The sequence below is a fragment of the Gluconobacter sp. NFX36 genome (genome assembly GCF_049887835.1).
GTDB classification, from domain to species: domain Bacteria; phylum Pseudomonadota; class Alphaproteobacteria; order Acetobacterales; family Acetobacteraceae; genus Gluconobacter; species Gluconobacter japonicus_A.
In genome coordinates this window covers 19,405-36,648 of the sequence record NZ_JAGEKJ010000008.1, presented here as the reverse complement: position 1 = coordinate 36,648, position 17,244 = coordinate 19,405, and the positions used below count along the sequence as shown (strand labels likewise).

The 17,244-nt window shown below is 54.3% G+C and carries 13 protein-coding genes; 4 read left to right on the top strand and 9 right to left on the bottom strand.

The window, feature by feature from the left end; genetic code table 11:
• The first annotated feature begins 14 nt into the window (after nt 1-14).
• Entirely contained in the window at nt 15-2,372 is a 2,358-nt protein-coding gene (locus tag J4P41_RS09785) for a TonB-dependent receptor (RefSeq protein WP_426066960.1), read from the top strand.
• A gap of 44 nt (nt 2,373-2,416) precedes the next feature.
• Here J4P41_RS09785 and J4P41_RS09780 read toward each other — a convergent pair whose 3' ends face one another.
• The 3 genes from J4P41_RS09780 to J4P41_RS09770 form a co-directional block, all read right to left on the bottom strand.
• Entirely contained in the window at nt 2,417-5,107 is a 2,691-nt protein-coding gene (locus tag J4P41_RS09780; RefSeq protein WP_426066959.1) for a TonB-dependent receptor plug domain-containing protein, read from the bottom strand.
• A gap of 100 nt (nt 5,108-5,207) precedes the next feature.
• Entirely contained in the window at nt 5,208-6,146 is a 939-nt protein-coding gene (locus J4P41_RS09775) for a DUF4880 domain-containing protein (RefSeq protein ID WP_034880080.1), read from the bottom strand.
• Nucleotides 6,143-6,643 (bottom strand): RNA polymerase sigma factor, encoded by a 501-nt coding sequence (locus J4P41_RS09770; protein WP_023941980.1) that lies wholly within the window; start codon nt 6,641-6,643, stop codon nt 6,143-6,145. Before J4P41_RS09770 ends, J4P41_RS09775 begins: the two co-directional genes overlap by 4 nt.
• A 162-nt stretch (nt 6,644-6,805) precedes the next feature.
• On the opposite strand from J4P41_RS09770, the gene J4P41_RS09765 reads away from it, so the two are divergent.
• Nucleotides 6,806-8,401, top strand: a complete 1,596-nt coding sequence (locus J4P41_RS09765; protein ID WP_426066958.1) for an alkaline phosphatase D family protein — start codon at nt 6,806-6,808, stop codon at nt 8,399-8,401.
• 14 nt (nt 8,402-8,415) lie between these two features.
• On the opposite strand, the gene J4P41_RS09760 is transcribed toward J4P41_RS09765, so the two are convergent.
• From J4P41_RS09760 to J4P41_RS09735, 6 genes are all read right to left on the bottom strand, one after another.
• Nucleotides 8,416-9,636 (bottom strand): multidrug effflux MFS transporter, encoded by a 1,221-nt coding sequence (locus tag J4P41_RS09760; RefSeq protein WP_211568817.1) that lies wholly within the window; start codon nt 9,634-9,636, stop codon nt 8,416-8,418.
• Nucleotides 9,629-10,366 carry a DeoR/GlpR family DNA-binding transcription regulator gene (locus J4P41_RS09755; RefSeq protein WP_426067061.1) on the bottom strand — a complete coding sequence of 246 codons (738 nt, stop codon included), beginning with the start codon at nt 10,364-10,366 and terminating at the stop codon, nt 9,629-9,631. The genes J4P41_RS09760 and J4P41_RS09755 overlap by 8 nt, the downstream gene beginning before the upstream one ends.
• A 135-nt stretch (nt 10,367-10,501) precedes the next feature.
• Nucleotides 10,502-11,947 (bottom strand): outer membrane beta-barrel protein, encoded by a 1,446-nt coding sequence (locus J4P41_RS09750; protein WP_426066956.1) that lies wholly within the window; start codon nt 11,945-11,947, stop codon nt 10,502-10,504.
• A gap of 48 nt (nt 11,948-11,995) precedes the next feature.
• Entirely contained in the window at nt 11,996-13,360 is a 1,365-nt protein-coding gene (eat, locus tag J4P41_RS09745; RefSeq protein ID WP_426066955.1) for an ethanolamine permease, read from the bottom strand.
• Nucleotides 13,357-14,151: an ethanolamine ammonia-lyase subunit EutC gene (eutC, locus tag J4P41_RS09740; RefSeq protein ID WP_426066954.1), complete on the bottom strand. Its 795-nt coding sequence runs from the start codon at nt 14,149-14,151 to the stop codon at nt 13,357-13,359. Before eutC ends, eat begins: the two co-directional genes overlap by 4 nt.
• 2 nt (nt 14,152-14,153) lie before the next feature.
• Nucleotides 14,154-15,536, bottom strand: coding sequence for an ethanolamine ammonia-lyase subunit EutB (locus J4P41_RS09735; RefSeq protein WP_426066953.1), 1,383 nt, complete (start codon nt 15,534-15,536; stop codon nt 14,154-14,156).
• A gap of 182 nt (nt 15,537-15,718) precedes the next feature.
• On the opposite strand from J4P41_RS09735, the gene qhpR reads away from it, so the two are divergent.
• Nucleotides 15,719-16,780, top strand: coding sequence for an AraC-like transcriptional regulator QhpR (gene qhpR, locus J4P41_RS09730; protein ID WP_426066951.1), 1,062 nt, complete (start codon nt 15,719-15,721; stop codon nt 16,778-16,780).
• 40 nt (nt 16,781-16,820) lie between these two features.
• Nucleotides 16,821-17,243, top strand: coding sequence for an alternative ribosome rescue aminoacyl-tRNA hydrolase ArfB (arfB, locus tag J4P41_RS09725; RefSeq protein ID WP_426066949.1), 423 nt, complete (start codon nt 16,821-16,823; stop codon nt 17,241-17,243).
• Nucleotide 17,244: the final 1 nt, after the last annotated feature.

Here is a 17,244-nt window from a genome sequence, read left to right as displayed (position 1 = left end):
GTTAGGCGGAACCGATGCACGACGTTCACACTGCTCCGTACCGCAGAAATGCCCTCCTTGTCCGTGGGCGAACTGCTCTTGTCTCTACGGTAGCACTGCTACCGCTCTGGAGTATTGCAGCATATGCGGAAGATAGCGCTCCAGCCAAAAAGCCAGCGCAGGTTAATACGCGAAAAGGGGAGCCTCTCTCCTCTAAAATCACTCATGTGCGTCCGGCATCGAAACCGCAGACTCATGAGGCATCCCGTGTGGAGAACGTCGTCGTAACGTCTGAACGTAAGGCCGACAGTCCACAGAATATCGGAACATCCATCAGCGTTATTTCAGCAAAAATGCTGGAAAATCGCAACATTAACAATGTGTTTGATCTGCAATACGCAACGCCATCGCTACAGATACAGCCATCTTATGGCAGTGGGCAGTTCACTTATACCATTCGCGGCGTTGGCTTTAATAACTATTCCAGCAATAATTCTCCAACCGTTGGTATCTATATTGATGAAGTTGCCAATCCTGTTCCGTTCGGAATCAACGGCATGATGTTTGACATGCAGCGCGTGGAAGTGTTGCGTGGACCACAAGGAACGCTATATGGTCGAAATACCACAGGTGGTGCGATCAATTACATCACCAATAAGCCGACTGACAAGCTAACAGGGGGTGTTGCTGCCCAGTATGGCCGCTTCGATAGCGCGAAGATTGATGGTTATATTTCCGGCCCTATCAACGACAAACTCAAGTTCCGTCTGTCCGGTGAGACGCAACAGGGCGGTGCGTGGCAATATAATCCGGAAGCAAAAGCTCACCTTGGTAATGTTGACCGTGGTGCTGCGCGACTTCTGGTGGATTATGCACCATCAGAGAGTTGGAAGGTGGAGTGGAACCTGCATGGAAGCCGTGATCGCTCTGACGGGACAGGTCCTTATGCGTGGGGGCCCATTACCAGCCTGAGTTCGACCAACCCGATGCCAGCCTCTGCCAGTCGCTACAATACGCGATGGGGCACGTCGGCGCAGTTTGCCAAAGAGACTGGCCTTACCCCGGATCAGAAGCCTTATAGCCATATTGATACCGGGGGGAGCAGCCTGCGGGTCGAGAAGCATCTCCGGGATTTCACAATCACAAACCTGGCCAGTTATGATTACATGCAGCGCAATGAATACGATAATTTCGATGATTCATCGCTTTCGCTCGCCGATGTGAAATTCAATACGCGCGCTAGTGTCGTCTCGGATGAGCTACGCTTCTCATCGAATACGACTGGGCGTCTTCACTGGATTGGCGGTATTTATTATGGCTATCAGTGGCTGAATGACCGGTATCAGTCGGGTTTTGAGGCGCTTTACAACACCGATGGCGATGTCCGTTACTCACAGACAGTCAATACCATCAGCGGCTTCGGCCAGGTCACATATGATCTAACGTCTAAACTGCAGTTGGTTGGTGGCTTGCGGATCGAGCATGAAAAGCGCACCTTGGATAATGTTTACGCCCATTACCTTGTCAACGGCGTTGTGACCAATCCTCAGAACACAGTCGCGCAACAGGGCCAGTCCTATACGCTGCCATCTGCCAAATTTAGTGTTCAGTATCATCCATTCAGTCATGACATGGCCTATTTCACCTTTAGTAAAGGTGTAAAGTCGGGCGGCTTTACGGTGTATAACTCTTCTGACGTCACGCAGATGACAAATCCGTTCAAACCGGAGCAGCTTTATGCGTTCGAAGTGGGAAACAAGTTGATCCTTCCGCGCTATAATCTTCGGATCAATGCGGATTTCTTCTACTACGACTATTTTGATCGCCAGGTGCAATCGATTGCTTATAGCCCGACGACGGGGTCTGCGATCGGGTTGTTCGTCAATGCTCCGCGTTCACATATGTTTGGTGGTGAGTACGAAGTGGAATGGTCACCGATACCAGGTCTGCGTGTCGCCCAGTCTGGAGCGTATGTTGAAGGGGCCTATGATGAATTCAGCGCCGTTACGAGTTCAAAGAAGGTCAACGGTGTCTGGGTAGGCGTGAAACAGGACGTTTCTGGCCGGAGTGTGGAAGTCCCACATTTTACGGCTAATGGCTCTGTCGATTATACGTGGCGCCTTGGCCGGTATGACCTTGTTTCTGGTGTGGATTACAGCCTTCGCACGACAAGCACTGCGCTTAACGATGCAAATACCATTCCAGGTTACACCCTGTGGGGCGGGTATATTTCTTTCGCCCCCCGTAAAGGACACTGGAAGATCGAAGGCATTGGTCGAAACATCACAAACAAGCATTACGATGTGACACGAGGTTATTTCGTTGGGGGCGATAACATCGCCGTCGCAGGACGCCCGGCTACATGGGAAGTTCGGGTTCGGGCAGATTTCTGAACAGCAAGGGGATGGCGAAAAAAAGCCATCCCCCCAAATCAACTTCAGAAAGACGCAGCCACCGTACCAAAGAACATGCGTGGTGGTGTCGGGTATCCGACATAGGTTGAGCCATCGCCTGCCGTAATCGTTGACCAGGACCGGGTGTTCGTCAGGTTGCTGACGTTGAACTGCAGTTTAAGGCTCTGCATGTGAGGAATGTGCTTGAATGTATAGCCAGAGCTGAATCCAAGCTGGAAACGGGGCGGAACCATGATGCTGTTGGTGATCGTTCCAGGTCGTACGCCCATATAGGTACCAAAAAGCTGGGCATTGAATCCTGCCTGATTATAATTGATTGCAAACTTGTCGGACCAAACAGGAATAGCAGGGACTTTCTCGCCTTTTGTGGCGTAAAGCGTAGAACCATCCATGAAATCACTGCCGTAAATGCTGCTTACATAGGACACAGCATCATAAACGGAGAAGTGTTGACCAAAGCGCAGAGTGAAAGACAGATCCATACCATTGGTCGAAACGCTGCCCAAATTGGCTACCGTGCCGCCAACGCCTGAAATACCTTGATTGGGTGGTTTGATTGCTCCCAGTCGATTGAAGAAATCGACATGGTAGTATTCAAGCTGTCCACTGATGCCCGTCAATGGCCCGAGAAACAGAGGGCGATTGGTTCGAATGCCCGTTTCATACGTCCAGGATGTTTCGGGTTTTCCAGTCCGTTTGAAGTCTTCAAATGCTTCCTGACTGGTCACAGCCCATGGGGATGTGCTGCCATAGCCTGTCTGGGCGAAGGAATTCATGTTCTCCTGAATGTTGGCGAAAAACTGCTCATGTGGCGTAAAATTCCACAAAGCACCCAAAGCAGGAAGGAAAGGCTTGTAGGACGGAATAGTCCCACCCGCGACAGTATGCGTGCTGGTATCGACGATCGTCTTTGCACCCTTGACGGAAGACGCCAGGGATTGCGGCAAAGCAGCAATCGGCAATGTTCCGTTGGTATACACCATTTCGGATTTGAAACCCGCTGTCAGCGTCAGGTGAGGGGTGACTTTCCAACTATCCTGCAAATGCGTAACGAAAGTGTTGGTGTAGAACGCGTTCATCCATTGTGTGAAAAGTGGGTTGGTCGCGCGCTTGTAAGGTGTCAGTGTGTCTGTCGCTGTCAGAGGATACCATAACCGCCCCTGAGTGTTGTTGTTGCGCTCGTACCAGCCCCCCACTTCGATGTTATGGTGACCGAGGTGATAATGCAGCGTACTGGTCAGGCCGCCACGATAATCTTCATATTCCGTGGTGCGGACGGCAAATCCCGTTCCACCCGTAGCATTCCAGACCTTGGGATCAATTCCGGCGTTGCTATATGTAAACTGACCATTCTTGATGTATTTTGAACCTGTCGGATCAAGATATGTCCCGAGAATGGTCAGAATGGCATTCGTGCGAATGGATGTTGCAACCACGCCCGCGCCGTCATCATAGTGGAAATAAAGCTGGTTATCCCAAGTCAGGTTCGGAGAGAACCGATGTGAGATTTTCAAATAGGTGAGGTAATCCGTACGCTGTGCTGCCGAGAAATAGTACTTGTTATTCGGCGTGCCGGGAGCTGCGGATTTTGAAGTCATTGACGGATAATTCGCCATCGCAGCACTCAGATCCGGAAAGAATGCGCCGCGTGCGTAGAGGTCAGTAGGTGCCGTCAGACCCTGTGTGTTTGGTTCGGCCTTGTTCTGCCAGTCAAAATACGCAGTGATCGTCGTATTCTGTCCTTTGTGAACGAATTTTCCGTTTACCTGATAGCCACCTTGACTATTGCCTTCACCAAGATTCCATGGGCGGGCATCCTGTCGTGAAAAGGAAACATAGGCTGAGTTGCCATTCCCAAAATTTCCGGTATCGAGACGAGCGTAGGTCCGAAATGTGGAATAGCTTCCAAAGGTCTGACGGATGGTTGCCCCGGCTTTTGCTTTGGGATCGCGGGTTGTGAATTCAATTGTTCCGCCCAGATTGCTGGTTGATGCGGTCCCGAGAGCGCCTGCGCCTGAAGATAGGGCCGTTTGACCAATGTTTTCGCTGATGGCAGCCCGCTGCGGGGAGAGGCCGTTATAGTTGCCGTAAGCTCCTGCACCGAGTGGTACACCATCCAGAGTATACCCAAGCTGCGTGTTGGAAAAACCATGAACGTAAATGCTTGAATTCTGTTCGTTATTTCCCCAGGGATCAACGTTTGTGAATGTGACGCCAGGTAGCAGATCAAGAGCCTGCATCGGATTTTGACCAGGCATCATATCCTGCATCTGGTCACCGCTGATACTCAGAACAGATCTTGTTCTGTGGCCCGTAGCAACAATCTGCTCAATATCGTTCGCTTCCCTGACACGAGGGCTGCGTCTTGCCTTGGACGGTCGTTTTGCACCTACTGCGCGCCGGATGATCATGCCACCACCGGGAGCGACTTCAACCGTCAGTCCGCTTCCGCTGAGAAGTTTTTTCGCAGCAGCATCCGGGGTCAATGCGCCACTGACGGAAGGCGCCTGAAGATGTTCGACCAAATCGGGTGAGAAAAGGATGCTCTCTCCCGTCTGTCGGCTCAAGGATTCCAGCGCCTGTGCCATCGGCTGCCGATCAATATGAACATTTGCCGCGCCTGTCGGAGTGGCAATCGCAGTCGGGGTCAGAATGGTCATTCCCACGGTCAGAAGCAAAGCTGCGCGAAGGGGGCACCGGACGTTCACGGCCATGTATTCTCTATCCTGTTGGCGATCGCAAAAAGCGCTCTCCCCAGAAAGACAATGACAATTCAAAAAACCTCAGGACATTACCTGTGTTTTCATGAAACCGTCACAATGGCCGGAGCATATAATGATTGCCTTGTTCTTGCAGTCTGACAGGAAGCAGGCGCGGCAGCATACGCAGAAACATATCGCCTTGAGAGACGAAATAGATCCCGCTCAGCTTGAGGTTTTCCAATGTTGGAGACGTAATGGTGATCTGCCGTGAAGTGTAACGCTGGATCTGGGAAATGGCGTCAGGCAAGGGGGTATTGCGAAAAATGAGCCTACCTGTCTGCCACGAAAGGAGAGATTCCATATTGGGGTAATCGACACTTACCCGCCCGTTCTGGAAAATCCTTAATCGCTGACCGGTTTTTATCCAGACATCATTTGAAGCCCCCCCACCTGTGCTCAAAAGGATCTGCCCCCGAACTGCGGTAATGTCAGTACAGGCACTGTCTGTGCGGATATTCGTCGATGTCTGTTCTGGCAAATGAACCGTAATGTTCCGGGCTGACAGATGAAATTCCTTTCGATGACCAGGCGAAAGGAGAATTTGTCCCTTATCCAGTCTCGCCCGACTGCCATCTTCAGACAGAACCATCCGGCTTCCGGAATCCAGTAGGCAGGAACCGTAATCTGGCAAAGGCACTCGCAACGTGTGACCGACAGAGGTTTGCAGAATACGGGAAGCCTTTGCACTTTTGTTCACGGGAAGCAAAGTAACCGTCCCCAAAGAGGCAAGAGCCAGCAAAAGGCGCCGTCGAATTTGGCTCTGTGGTACAGATGGAACCTCGACAGTTTGCAGAATGTCTTTTGTCTGCACCCCGCCGCCAAGCTCCCAATAGTCTGTCAGAAGCTCCACGGCATCCGCTCTGCAGGCGTCGCCGCGCATCCATTGAACAAACTCGGCGCGGTCATTTTCAGTGCAATCATCCGCGTGCAGACGCGCGATCCATTCTGCAGCACGCTCTCGTGTGGCGAGCATATTTTCAGAGGGGATCACTGGTCCATCCATGAAGAAAGAAAGACGAGCGCCTTGGCGATATGTTTTTCCACGCTGCTTTCGCTAACGCCCAGGGTAACGGCAATCTCTCGATATTTCATTTTTTCAACACGGTTGAGCAAAAATGCCTGCCGCGTCCTTTCAGGAAGCTGGCGGCACCCTTCGTGAAACCGCGTCATTCTTTGAGATGCTGCATAAGCTTCTTCCTGAGAAGGCGCAGGATCATGCAACTCCAGGATCTGATCCTGTTCTCCAGTGGTGGAAACAGTGCTGGAAGATGCTTTTTTCAGATCATTCAAATGAAGATTAAAGGCGCTTCGGGTAATATAGGCTTCCGGATGGGTGACCTGTCCCCGTGAGCGTTCATAGTAATTCGCAAGGGCAGTTTGCAGGTGATCTTCAGCATCATCACGGTGCGTGAAAGTTCTGATGCGTCGGCGCAGACGCAACCATTCCTGCTGACAGGGAAACCAGTTTTCCGCCAAGGATCGTCTCATTCATTCTGAAGGATGGACAGCGTGCGGCGATGCATTACGGAATTTACGACGTCAGGTCTGTGACAGTTTCATGAAGAACGCGGGCAGGGCATGGGCAAACGGGGCGATCCGCTGTCTTGAGTGAACACACATCTGCTCGACCTCAGCGAAAGACTCTGAACGATGTTTTTGAACCGTAGACGCGTACTGACCGGCCTTGGAGCGGGTCTTCTGTTCACCTACCGTCTCAGGCAGCTTTCTGCTGCCGCCCCCCATAATCTGGACAAGAAACCTACGTTTGACGTGTCCCCATTCCAACTGGGCGTGGCGTCCGGCGATCCTGCAACAGACGGTTTTGTCATCTGGACGCGTCTTGCGCCCCGCCCCATGGAAGAAGCGGGGGGAATGACGCACCTGAAACCTGTTCTGGTGGATTGGGACATCAGCGAAGATCCGAAATTCTCAACGGTTCTTCGCACAGGACAAACCATCGCTCATCCTGAACTGGCGCATTCCGTGCATGTTGAGGTCGAAGGATTGCAGCCTGATCGGCCATACTGGTATCGCTTCCGCATCGCAGGCCATGAAAGCGCGATTGGCCGTGGGCGGACGCTGCCTCTGCCGGGTGCTGAGGTCCAGCGTCTCCGGTTTGTGGCGGCAGGCTGTCAGCATTATGAGTTCGGGTATTATTCCGCATGGCGCGCCATCGCGAATGAGAACGTCGATTTTATCTTCCATTACGGCGATTACATTTACGAAGGTGCAGACATCGGCGCTGGCGTTCACACGGTTTACGGCAAGCCCTTTACGGCAGTTCGCCGCCATTTCGGTCCGGAAATCTACTCTCTGGACGAATACCGCCGGCGCTATGCCCAGTATAAGATGGACCCAGATCTTCAGGCTGCACATGCTGCCGCACCGTGGCTCGTCAGCTTTGACGATCATGAAGTGGATAACAACTGGGCAGGAGACACAGATCAGGACGGGACACCGCCGGACCTTTTCCGCCTGCGCCGTGCTGCAGCCATGCAGGCCTATTACGAGAATATGCCGTTACGCGCGAGTTCTTTGCCGGATGGGAGCCACATGCAGATATACCGAAGCTTCCGCTTTGGTGATCTGATGAACACGTTCGTTCTGGATACACGCCAGTACCGTAGTGATCAGGTCTATGGTGACAAAGATGCTCCGCAAGGTGCGGATGTGTGGTCACCAGAACGCACGATGATGGGCACTCAGCAGGAAGAATGGCTCTTCAATGGGCTGAGCAAGTCCGACACACGCTGGAACCTGTTGGCTCATCAGGTCATGGTCATGGATCTCGCTCATCGGAAATCAGCCCATTCCGAGCTGCTTTACAGCATGGACCAGTGGTCAGGTTACATGTACAGCCGAAACCGGCTGCTTCAGTTCATCGGGGATCACTGTCCCGGAAATGTCGTCAATGTTACGGGCGATGCGCATCGGCATTACGCGGGTAATCTCGTTCTTGACCCTGACAAACAGAAACCGGTTTCTGTGGAGTTCCTGGCGACGTCCATCTCGTCAGGTGGCGATGGTATCGGCGATAATGATGCACACAGCCAGTCCGTTCGCCGTGAAAACCCGCATCTTAAGGCTACGACTGACAAACGTGGCTATGTCATCTGTGATGTTGGTCGGGATGTCTGGCGTGCAGATCTCAAGACGCTGGATCAGGTCAGCAACCATGATGGGCAGCTTTCCACCTATGCGAGCTTCGCAGTGGAGCGTGGTCGTCCAGGTCTTGAAAAAGCCTGAGACGACCCATGTCATCAGGACGTTACATCGTCCTGATGACGAGACGCCAGCCGGAAGCAGGTGAACAGGCCGGCCAGGGAGGTCAGCAAAAGGACCAGTCCCATGGGAAGGGCACTGGTCTTGCTCAGCCCCACCAATGGCGCGGCCACACCACCTATCAGAAGGTTTAGTGACCCGAGGATCGCGCTGGCACTCCCGGCGCGGTGTCCCTGTTTTGCGATGGCAAGAACGAAGGTTGCCGTCAGGATCATTCCGATACAGGTCATGTAGAGGAAGATCGCAGCCACCAGCAGGAAAAGCGGCCCCTTGAGCGTTGCAATCAAGGTGATGAGAGCCGCCGCGACTGTGATGCAGATGACTGAGGCCCGCAGGAACGTGTCGGTTCGAGCCATACTGCCCGCTCGTCCGATCAACCAGCTTCCCCCCACCAGTGCCAGACCGTTGATGCCGAAAAGGATACTGAAGGTCTGCGGCGTTACACCGTAGATATCCTGGTAGACGAAAGGAGTTCCGGCGACATAGGCGAAGCTGCCACCATGAATAAGACCGACAGTCAGGGCATGGCCGATGAATTCGCGATCCGTCAGCAGGCTGTGGAATGTTTCCAGTGTCGCACGGGGAGAGTTGGGAAGACGCCTGTGGAGTTCCAGTGTTTCAGTCAGGCGAGCCGCCACCAAACCTAATGCAAGAACACCAAATCCCGTCAGGAACCAGAACATCGTGCGCCATGTTGCTGATGGCAAAGCCAGAATGGCGCCTCCAAGCATTGGGGCGACCATGGGCGCAACTGCGTTGATGATCATCAGCCGCGAGAAGAAACGAGCGAGATCCGGGCCGTTGAAAACGTCTCTGACCACAGCGCGGGAGAGGACCAGACCTGCAGAAGCCGTGAGGCCTTGCAGAAAGCGGGCAACGATGAAAGTCGTAATGCTGGAAGCAACGGCACAGAACAGCGATGATAAAGCAAAAAGAGCCATGGCCCCCAGAAGCGGGATCTTACGCCCTCGGGCGTCGCTGAATGGGCCAACCAGAAGCTGCCCGACTGCAAGCCCTATGAGTGTACTGGTCAGACTGAACTGAACGGCTGTTTCACTTGCCTGAAAGTCATGCCCGATGTTTGGGAAACCGGGCAGATACATATCAATATTAAGTGGCCCCAGACATGTCAGAAGCCCCAGAATAATGATGAGATCACGCTGGACGGGACGAACTGTTTCGGCTGACGTGTCAGTCATGAACTGGAACCTTGAGAATGGATACGCCTGAGGCGGTCATGCGGGAAAGTTCGTCGGAAGGGGCGTCTTCTGAGACAATGAGCGTATGAACAGTGTCCAGCGGAGCAACAGGAAAGCGACCACCCGACCCGATCTTGCTCCCCTCTGCCATGACCACGACGGTTTCGCTCCGGCTGAGAACTTCGCGCTTGAAAGCAGCTTCCTCCGGATCCCATACGCTTGGGCCCTCGGCGGAAATCGCCCAGACACCCAGAGAGCAGAGATCGAACCGGTAATGCTGAAGCGATTGAACAGCCACCGAGCCAATGACTCCTCCGGTCGCGTCATCAAGACGTCCACCAATCATGATAGTTTCAATCTGGCTTGCATCGCTCAAGGCGACTGCCACCGCAGGGCTGGAGGTTACGACCGTCAGTGGCATATCCCGAGAAAGAGACGTTGCTAGGGCAATATTGGTGGAGCCTGTATCAATGAAGGCCACCTGTTTGGCTTTGAAAAGACCCGCAGTATGGCTGGCCAGTGCGTTTTTAAGCGCAATATTTTCCCCCATGCGGGCATGGATATGCGCCGCAGCCGGCTGCATACGGAGTGCACCACCATATACCCGACGGCATTCGCCAGCTTCTGCAAGTTCGCGCAGATCACGACGGACCATATCAACGGGTACATGCCATTCAGTAGCCAGATCGGCCGCAAGGACGCGCCCGTGACTTAGCAAACGGGCACGGATCTGGCTCAGGCGTTCGTCTTTGAGGATGGGATTTGCTCCGGCAGGGCGTAAAACACGCGCAAACCGTCACAAACACGCAGAACCTGTCAAGAAGTTTCGTGCTCTGTTGCTTTTGGCAGTCTCAGGTGTGGCAGATCAGAAACTCAGAACGGCATCCAGATTGAACCAAAGCATATTGCTGGTTCCATTATTGACTGCTGCGCCAGAGACCGTGGCAGCCTGATTGAAGGGGTGCGTTCCGTTGAGAGACTTATCCAGACGAATTTCCGGACGAACAGTCAGGACGCCACTTCCAAGGTGGCGGTTAACGAAGGGGGGTCGATAGGCCACGCCGACCGTCAGGGCACCGTAAGTCGTGGGAGGCGCGCCATAGTAAAAATAGGGCCGGTTTCGCAGGGAGTTCGTGTAGGACATATTGCCGGGATACTGATTGATGATGCCGCCGGTATTGTCGCGGAAAATTTCACCGCGAACGTTTAAAGTCAAAGAGGGGTGAATGTCCCACGACAGGTAGGACGTGACGCCGTAAGCATCATCGCGCGACGCATCATCATGAAGGTAAAGTGCCTCCGCCATCAGCGAGAGAGTTTTGTTGACATGATAGGTAGCCAGAAGGCTCGCATTGTATTGCATGAGACCATTTGCGGCCTTGCCGATGCCTGAACTGGTCCAGCCAGCGGGAGAGGTTCGACTGACACCATTGTTTCCCTGCGGTCCGAAATGACCGATAGCATGCAGGTTCAGTTTGCCCCCCATCAGATTATTCCAGGCGAAGCCGAAATATCCTTTGGGGCGACTGTTGTTCCCGGCCTGACCAAACGTCGTGGAATTGCCTGCATCGATGCCTAGGATCCAGTCCATATGCTGACTAAGATGCATTGTTGCGATGATGCCAACCGTTTCGAACGGGACGATATAGTCTGATGCGTAATTGAAGGAGTAAAACGGGCGGGCGAGGGCAGGTGTGCCTTCCGCGCCGATGAGGGCATACATCTGCCCGGCCTGAAAATCGATCCCGTGACGAAAGATCCACGGCGTGTGAACGTCAATATGCGCCTGAGTAGGGGCCCACTGATAAAGCCCGGTGAGCGTACCGTCTCCCATACCGATTGTCGGATCGAACCGCGCGTCTGATCCGTACATGACTTCAGCAACAAAGCCGATCCCATAACCTCCACCTATGGACGTGATGGGATGAGATATCGAACCCATGATCTGATTAAGAGTCACGGTATTGGCGCGGTCCAGATAGAACTGGCCGAAATTTCGTCCAGACCGTGTCCATGGATTACCGCTGATCCCCGCTTCAACCGTCAGATGACCAACCAGCCCATCCCAGTAGGATAGGGAGTGCCCAGTCTCAGGTGAGAACAGATTCCCCGCTTTCAGGGCCGGGATATCCGGATCAGTGCTGTCAGCCTGATGGGACGTTGACGGTAGCGTCGTCGGTGGATTGGGGTTGGGTGTCCCGTCCGGCGTAATGGCTATGTTCGACGTGGCGGCTGCCTGAGCGTGAGCAAAAGACGGGAGGGCCGTTCCAACGAGCAGGCAGAAGACTGCCAGGACGTGTTTGTCCGACACGCGAAATCCGTTCCTGAAAGTTTCGGGGAAAGACGACAGCGAATAAACTCAGACCTCGACCCTGAGCCGCGTTTGTGCGTTCTGGTATTTTCGCATGAAGACAGCGCTCAGGATCGCCATGAATGCGATGTAGATCGCGCAGACTTCGGGATTGTAGTATGTCACGGCTGCCAGAAGGACGACTGCGCCAGTCAGAGCGATGCCGGGCAGGACGGGGTAGAGCGGTGCGTGGTAAGTGCGCGGCAGGGAAGGCTCTGTTCGACGAAGGCGGAACAGGCTGATCATACTCAAGATATACATCGTGAGAGATCCGAACACAGCCATGGTCACAAGAGTTGCCGTCAGGGACTGACCGTGAATCGAAATGACATCATCGGAAAAAATGGCTGCAATGCCGATGACGCCACCAGCAATCGTAGCCGTATAGGGTGTATGAAAACGCGGATGAACTTTGCCGAGAACCGCCGGTAGAAAGCCGGCACGTGCCATGGCAAAGATCTGTCTTGCATAACCCATGATGATGCCATGCAGGGACGCGACCAGGCCGAACAGACCAAGCCAGACCAGCATATGCAGCCAGCCGCTGTGCGCCCCTACAACGTGTTTCATGGCCTGCGGGAGGGGATCATTCAGATTGGCAAGAGCATGCCAGTCTCCGGCACCTCCAGCAAAAACCATGACGCCAAAGGCCAAGAAGACAAGCGTGAGAACTCCCGCAACATATGCGATCGGGATAGACCGGCGCGGATTGCTGGCCTCTTCAGCCGCCATGGCCACACCTTCGATGGCGAGAAAGAACCAGATGGCAAAAGGAATGGCCGCGAAAATGCCCCCCATGGCTTCCCAGCCGAAATGAGGGGCTACGCCCCAGCCGTCATGCAGGAAGTTGTCCCACGAGAAGGCGGGAGCGACGACGCCCATGAAGACGAGCAACTCAATGATGGCGGCAATCGTGATGAACAGTTCGAACGTCGCTGCAATATGCACGCCGACAATGTTGAGTGCCATGAAGATCATGTAGGCGCCCAGAGCCGCGACTTTGGGCGAGAGATGCGGAAACTGAACGTTCAGGTAAGCACCGATTGCGAGAGCAATCGCAGGGGGCGCGAAAATGAACTCGACCAAAGTGGCGAGACCCGCAATCAAACCGCCCCATCGGCCCAGGGCGCGATGGCTATAGGCGAACGGACCACCAGCCTGTGGGATGGCGCAGGTAAGCTCCGTAAAGCTGAAAATGAAGCTCGTATAGACCAGCGCGACAAACACAGTGGCGATCAAGAAGCCAAGTGTTCCGGCCGTTGCCCAGCCGTAACTCCAGCCGAAATATTCCCCGGAAATAACGAGACCAACGGCAATCCCCCAAAGATGAAATGCACTCAGGGACTTGTTGAGATGCGACGGCGCATTGCTCATTGGTCGTTGTCCTTTTCAAGAAGGGGAACGGAGGTTTCGAGGGTTACGACTTCAGGAGCAGCATCTTTGAGACCCACGCCTGTGAGCTTCAGGTGGCTGGCTTCCCGCATCAGCCAGGAAAGCTTTGCTGCCGCAACCGGGACAGTCATGCCGTGTGGGTGGATGTTCGAGAGGCAGTTCCGGGATGAATCGGGGCAGCCAACATACGGCCCGTAGGTCAGATAGACACCCATACTATCAGCCACGCTGAGACCGGGTCTTTCACCAATCATCATGACAACCATCCTCGCACCAAGCCTCACGGCAATGTCGTCGCCTAACGCGACACGGGCTTGGGTAGCGATGACCAGAGGCGCGACGGTCCAGTCAGCAAGCTGTGCCTGCATAGCCCGGAACAGGGGAATGGCGCTCTGCTGTGTGGCAAAGGACGACAAGCCGTCTCCCGCGACGAAAACCACATCCCAGTCACCTTTTGGAAGCGTAGTAGCGGCTTCCGGATCAAGTCGCCGTCCAAGGTCCGGGCGGCGCAAATAGGTCGAACGGTCGAGCGCACGGCTCTGAACGCAATAGTATGGCTCGTCGCCTAGGGAACCTGTCAGGGTTTCAATGTTCAGAGGCGTATGAACGGCATCCCTTGCCTGTGCATGAGAGGCTTGAAAGTCCAGAACATCGTCGGTTTTCAGGGCATTCCCTGTACGGCCCAGCCCAATCCGTGCACGGGTGAGTTCGCGCAGGTCCCGCCATGGATCTGGCGTCCGGGAAGATGAGGGGGTGATACGGTCGTCTGTCATAGTCAGCGCACCATCTGCCCCAGAAGTGTCTGTCCGGGAGGGACGTCGAGAACCCTGTCGTTCCGCGCATCATACAGACCCATCCGCTCCAGCCAGCCCGCAAATTCCGGCGCTGGTTTCAGGTTCAGAAGTTTGCGAAGACTCAGAAGGTCGTGGAAGGACAGGCTCTGGTAGTTGAGCATGATGTCATCCGCACCCGGAACCCCGATCAGGAACGTGATGCCTGCTGCCCCCAGAAGGACCATCAGGTTATCCATATCATCCTGATCTGCTTCGGCGTGGTTGGTGTAACAGGCATCACAGCCCATCGGCACGCCGAGCAGTTTGGCGCAGAAATGATCTTCCAGCGCGGCCCGGATGATCTGCTTGCCGTCATAAAGATATTCAGGGCCGATAAAGCCCACGACCGTATTCACCAGCAGGGGGTTATAAGCCCGTGCTACGGCGTAGGCTCGGGCTTCCACGGTCTGCTGGTCAACACCGTGATGAGCTTCGGCGGACAGCGCAGCGCCCTGACCCGTCTCAAAATACATGACATTATTGCCAAGAGTGCCACGATTGAGAGCCAGCGCTGCCTCATGAGCTTCTTTCAGAATCCCGAGACTGACGCCAAAGCCCTCATTGGCTTTCTGTGTCCCCGCAATGGACTGAAAGACCAGATCGACCGCGCCGCCACGGTTCATGATCTCGATCGTGTTTGTAACGTGTGTCAGAACGCAGGTCTGGGTCGGGATTTCGTAACGCTGACGAGCATGGTCGAGCATCTCCAGAAGGGCGAGACCATTCGACACGCTGTCAGTCGCGGGATTAATGCCGATGACGGCATCCCCCATCCCGCGCAGAAGACCGTCCAGAGTTGACGCTGCAATTCCCTTCAGATCATCTGTCGGGTGATTGGGTTGAAGACGCGTCGCCAGACAGCCTTCCAGACCAATAGTGTTCCGAAACTTCGTAATGACCCGGATCTTGCGGGAGACCGTCATGAGATCCTGATTGCGCATGATCTTGCTGACAGCGGCCGCCATTTCAGGCGTGATCCCGGCAGCGATGGAAGACAGCGCTTCTGATGAGGCCTCATCGGACAACAACCAGTCCCGGAAACCACCAACGGTCAGCGACGCCACAGGCGAAAACGCCTGAGCATCATGTGTATCCACAATCAAACGCGTGACATCATCTGCCTCGTAGGGGATGAGCACTTCCTGCAGGAACGTGGTGAGCGGGAGGTCGGCCAGAGCGTAGCGTGCAGCAATTCTCTGAGCATCCGAACTGGCGGAAAGTCCCGCGAGATCGTCACCGGACCGCGTGGGAGAAGCCTTGGCCATCAGGGTTTTCAGGTCGTCGAATATATACCGTTCCCCTCTCAGGGTGTATCCGTAAGCCATGGTCACAATCCTGCTTCACTGACCTGTTCGAACTCCATCAGGAGATGCTCAAAGTTTTGTCCGTTACCGCAATTATATCTCTTTCGGATTGATTGTGACTTGACGACAAACGACAAGATTTTGACATTTGACAACAATACGCCCAACACTCTGCGTTGAGTGAGCAGCAACGTGAAGATGCAATGCCATCCTTTTCAAAGTCTTCTAAGTCAGAAGCCCATGTTCTTGCCGCAGCCGCAGCAGGAGTAGAAGATTTTCTGACATCCCAAGGGGGAGACATGGAGCGGATTGCCGGACGTTCCGGCCTTTCCACGCAACAGTTTGCCTTGCCCACCGATACTTTGAACCTTGCGTCTTATTGTCGTCTGTTTACCGAAGCCGAAACAGAGACGCGCAATGGAAATATCGGTTTGCACTTTGGCCAGCAGTTCAAACCCCACCAACTTGGCCTCATCGGCTACATCGCCCTGTGTTCAGATACCGTCGAGCAGGCAGTCCGCAATCTGGCTGCCTATTTCGGGTATCATCAGGCTTCTACTGTGACATGTCTAACCGAAACCGCCGAGACGTTTCAGCTCGACTACATGATCACTGACCCGACCATTCAACACCGTCGCCATGATGCCGAACTGACGATGGGCATGTTTGCAAATATCCTCCGAACAGGATTGGGGCCAGCCTGGACCCCTCAGGCTGTTCTGTTCGCCCACGATCAGCCGGAGCAGGCGGGAGAACACCGCGACGCGTTTCAGTCAGATATCCGTTTTGCGGCAGGACGAAATGCGCTGATCTTCCGGAGAGATAGGCTGGAGACACGGATGCCGAGAGCAGATGCTGGCCTGTTGCAGATCATGAAATCTTCTCTGGTAACATTGGCCCGGGGCCCTGAGAATGCGAAGTCAGAACAGGCGCCGTCTCTAAGGCAGCAGGTCATCATGCAGATCAGGAGCTGCCTGCCGCATGGGGGCTGTGAGTTCTGGGAAATCGCGGAGAAACTTACCCTCTCTCCCTGGACGTTGCAGCGTCGGCTGGGGCAGCTAGGGCTTTCCTACTCTGCTTTACTGGATGAAGTCCGTCAGATTGACGCCATTCGCCTTCTGACGGAAGCCAATAGAGACATCAGCGAAATCGCCATTCTTCTGGGCTACACCGAAACAAGTGCCTTCAGCCGGGCTTTTCGACGATGGTTCGGAATGTCTCCCCGTGTCTGGCAACAACAGAATAACGGACGCCCCAGTCGATAGGTATTTCCTGGGAGAGACCGCCTCGTGTAGGAACGCATGCATGAGTGTTGAAGTCATGCCCGGTCTGATCCTCAAAGACGAAGATCTAAGAGTGACCTATATCCTTGCGTCTGGCCCAGGTGGCCAGAACGTCAACAAAGTTGCAACAGCAGCGCAACTTCGGTTTGACGCCGCAAACTCTCCGGCACTGTCAGAGCGTGTACGGACGCGTCTGCTTGAAATTGCAGGCAGTCGCGCAACCCGGGACGGAGAAATCGTGTTGACAGGGCGACGCTTCCGCACGCAGCTTCGCAATCGGGAAGACGTTATCGAACGTTTGGCAGCCATGATCCGGGAGGCCGCTCATCGGCAGGTCTTCCGCGTTCCAACCCGACCGGGCAAGGCGGCCCGTCAAAGACGAATGGACGGAAAGTCTCGCCGGGCGGGGATCAAACGCAATCGCAAGGTCCGTTTGGACGATTGAG

Excerpts from the sequence above, each read along its gene's own strand:
- J4P41_RS09735 (WP_426066953.1), bottom strand. The coding sequence starts at position 15,536 with ATGGCTTACGGATACACCCTGAGAGGGGAACGGTATATATTCGACGAC.
- J4P41_RS09770 (WP_023941980.1), bottom strand. The coding sequence starts at position 6,643 with ATGAGACGATCCTTGGCGGAAAACTGGTTTCCCTGTCAGCAGGAATGG.
- J4P41_RS09765 (WP_426066958.1), top strand. The coding sequence starts at position 6,806 with ATGTTTTTGAACCGTAGACGCGTACTGACCGGCCTTGGAGCGGGTCTT.
- arfB (WP_426066949.1), top strand. The coding sequence starts at position 16,821 with ATGAGTGTTGAAGTCATGCCCGGTCTGATCCTCAAAGACGAAGATCTA.
- J4P41_RS09780 (WP_426066959.1), bottom strand. The coding sequence starts at position 5,107 with ATGGCCGTGAACGTCCGGTGCCCCCTTCGCGCAGCTTTGCTTCTGACC.
- eat (WP_426066955.1), bottom strand. The coding sequence starts at position 13,360 with ATGAGCAATGCGCCGTCGCATCTCAACAAGTCCCTGAGTGCATTTCAT.
- eutC (WP_426066954.1), bottom strand. The coding sequence starts at position 14,151 with ATGACAGACGACCGTATCACCCCCTCATCTTCCCGGACGCCAGATCCA.
- qhpR (WP_426066951.1), top strand. The coding sequence starts at position 15,719 with ATGCCATCCTTTTCAAAGTCTTCTAAGTCAGAAGCCCATGTTCTTGCC.
- J4P41_RS09785 (WP_426066960.1), top strand. The coding sequence starts at position 15 with ATGCACGACGTTCACACTGCTCCGTACCGCAGAAATGCCCTCCTTGTC.
- J4P41_RS09760 (WP_211568817.1), bottom strand. The coding sequence starts at position 9,636 with ATGACTGACACGTCAGCCGAAACAGTTCGTCCCGTCCAGCGTGATCTC.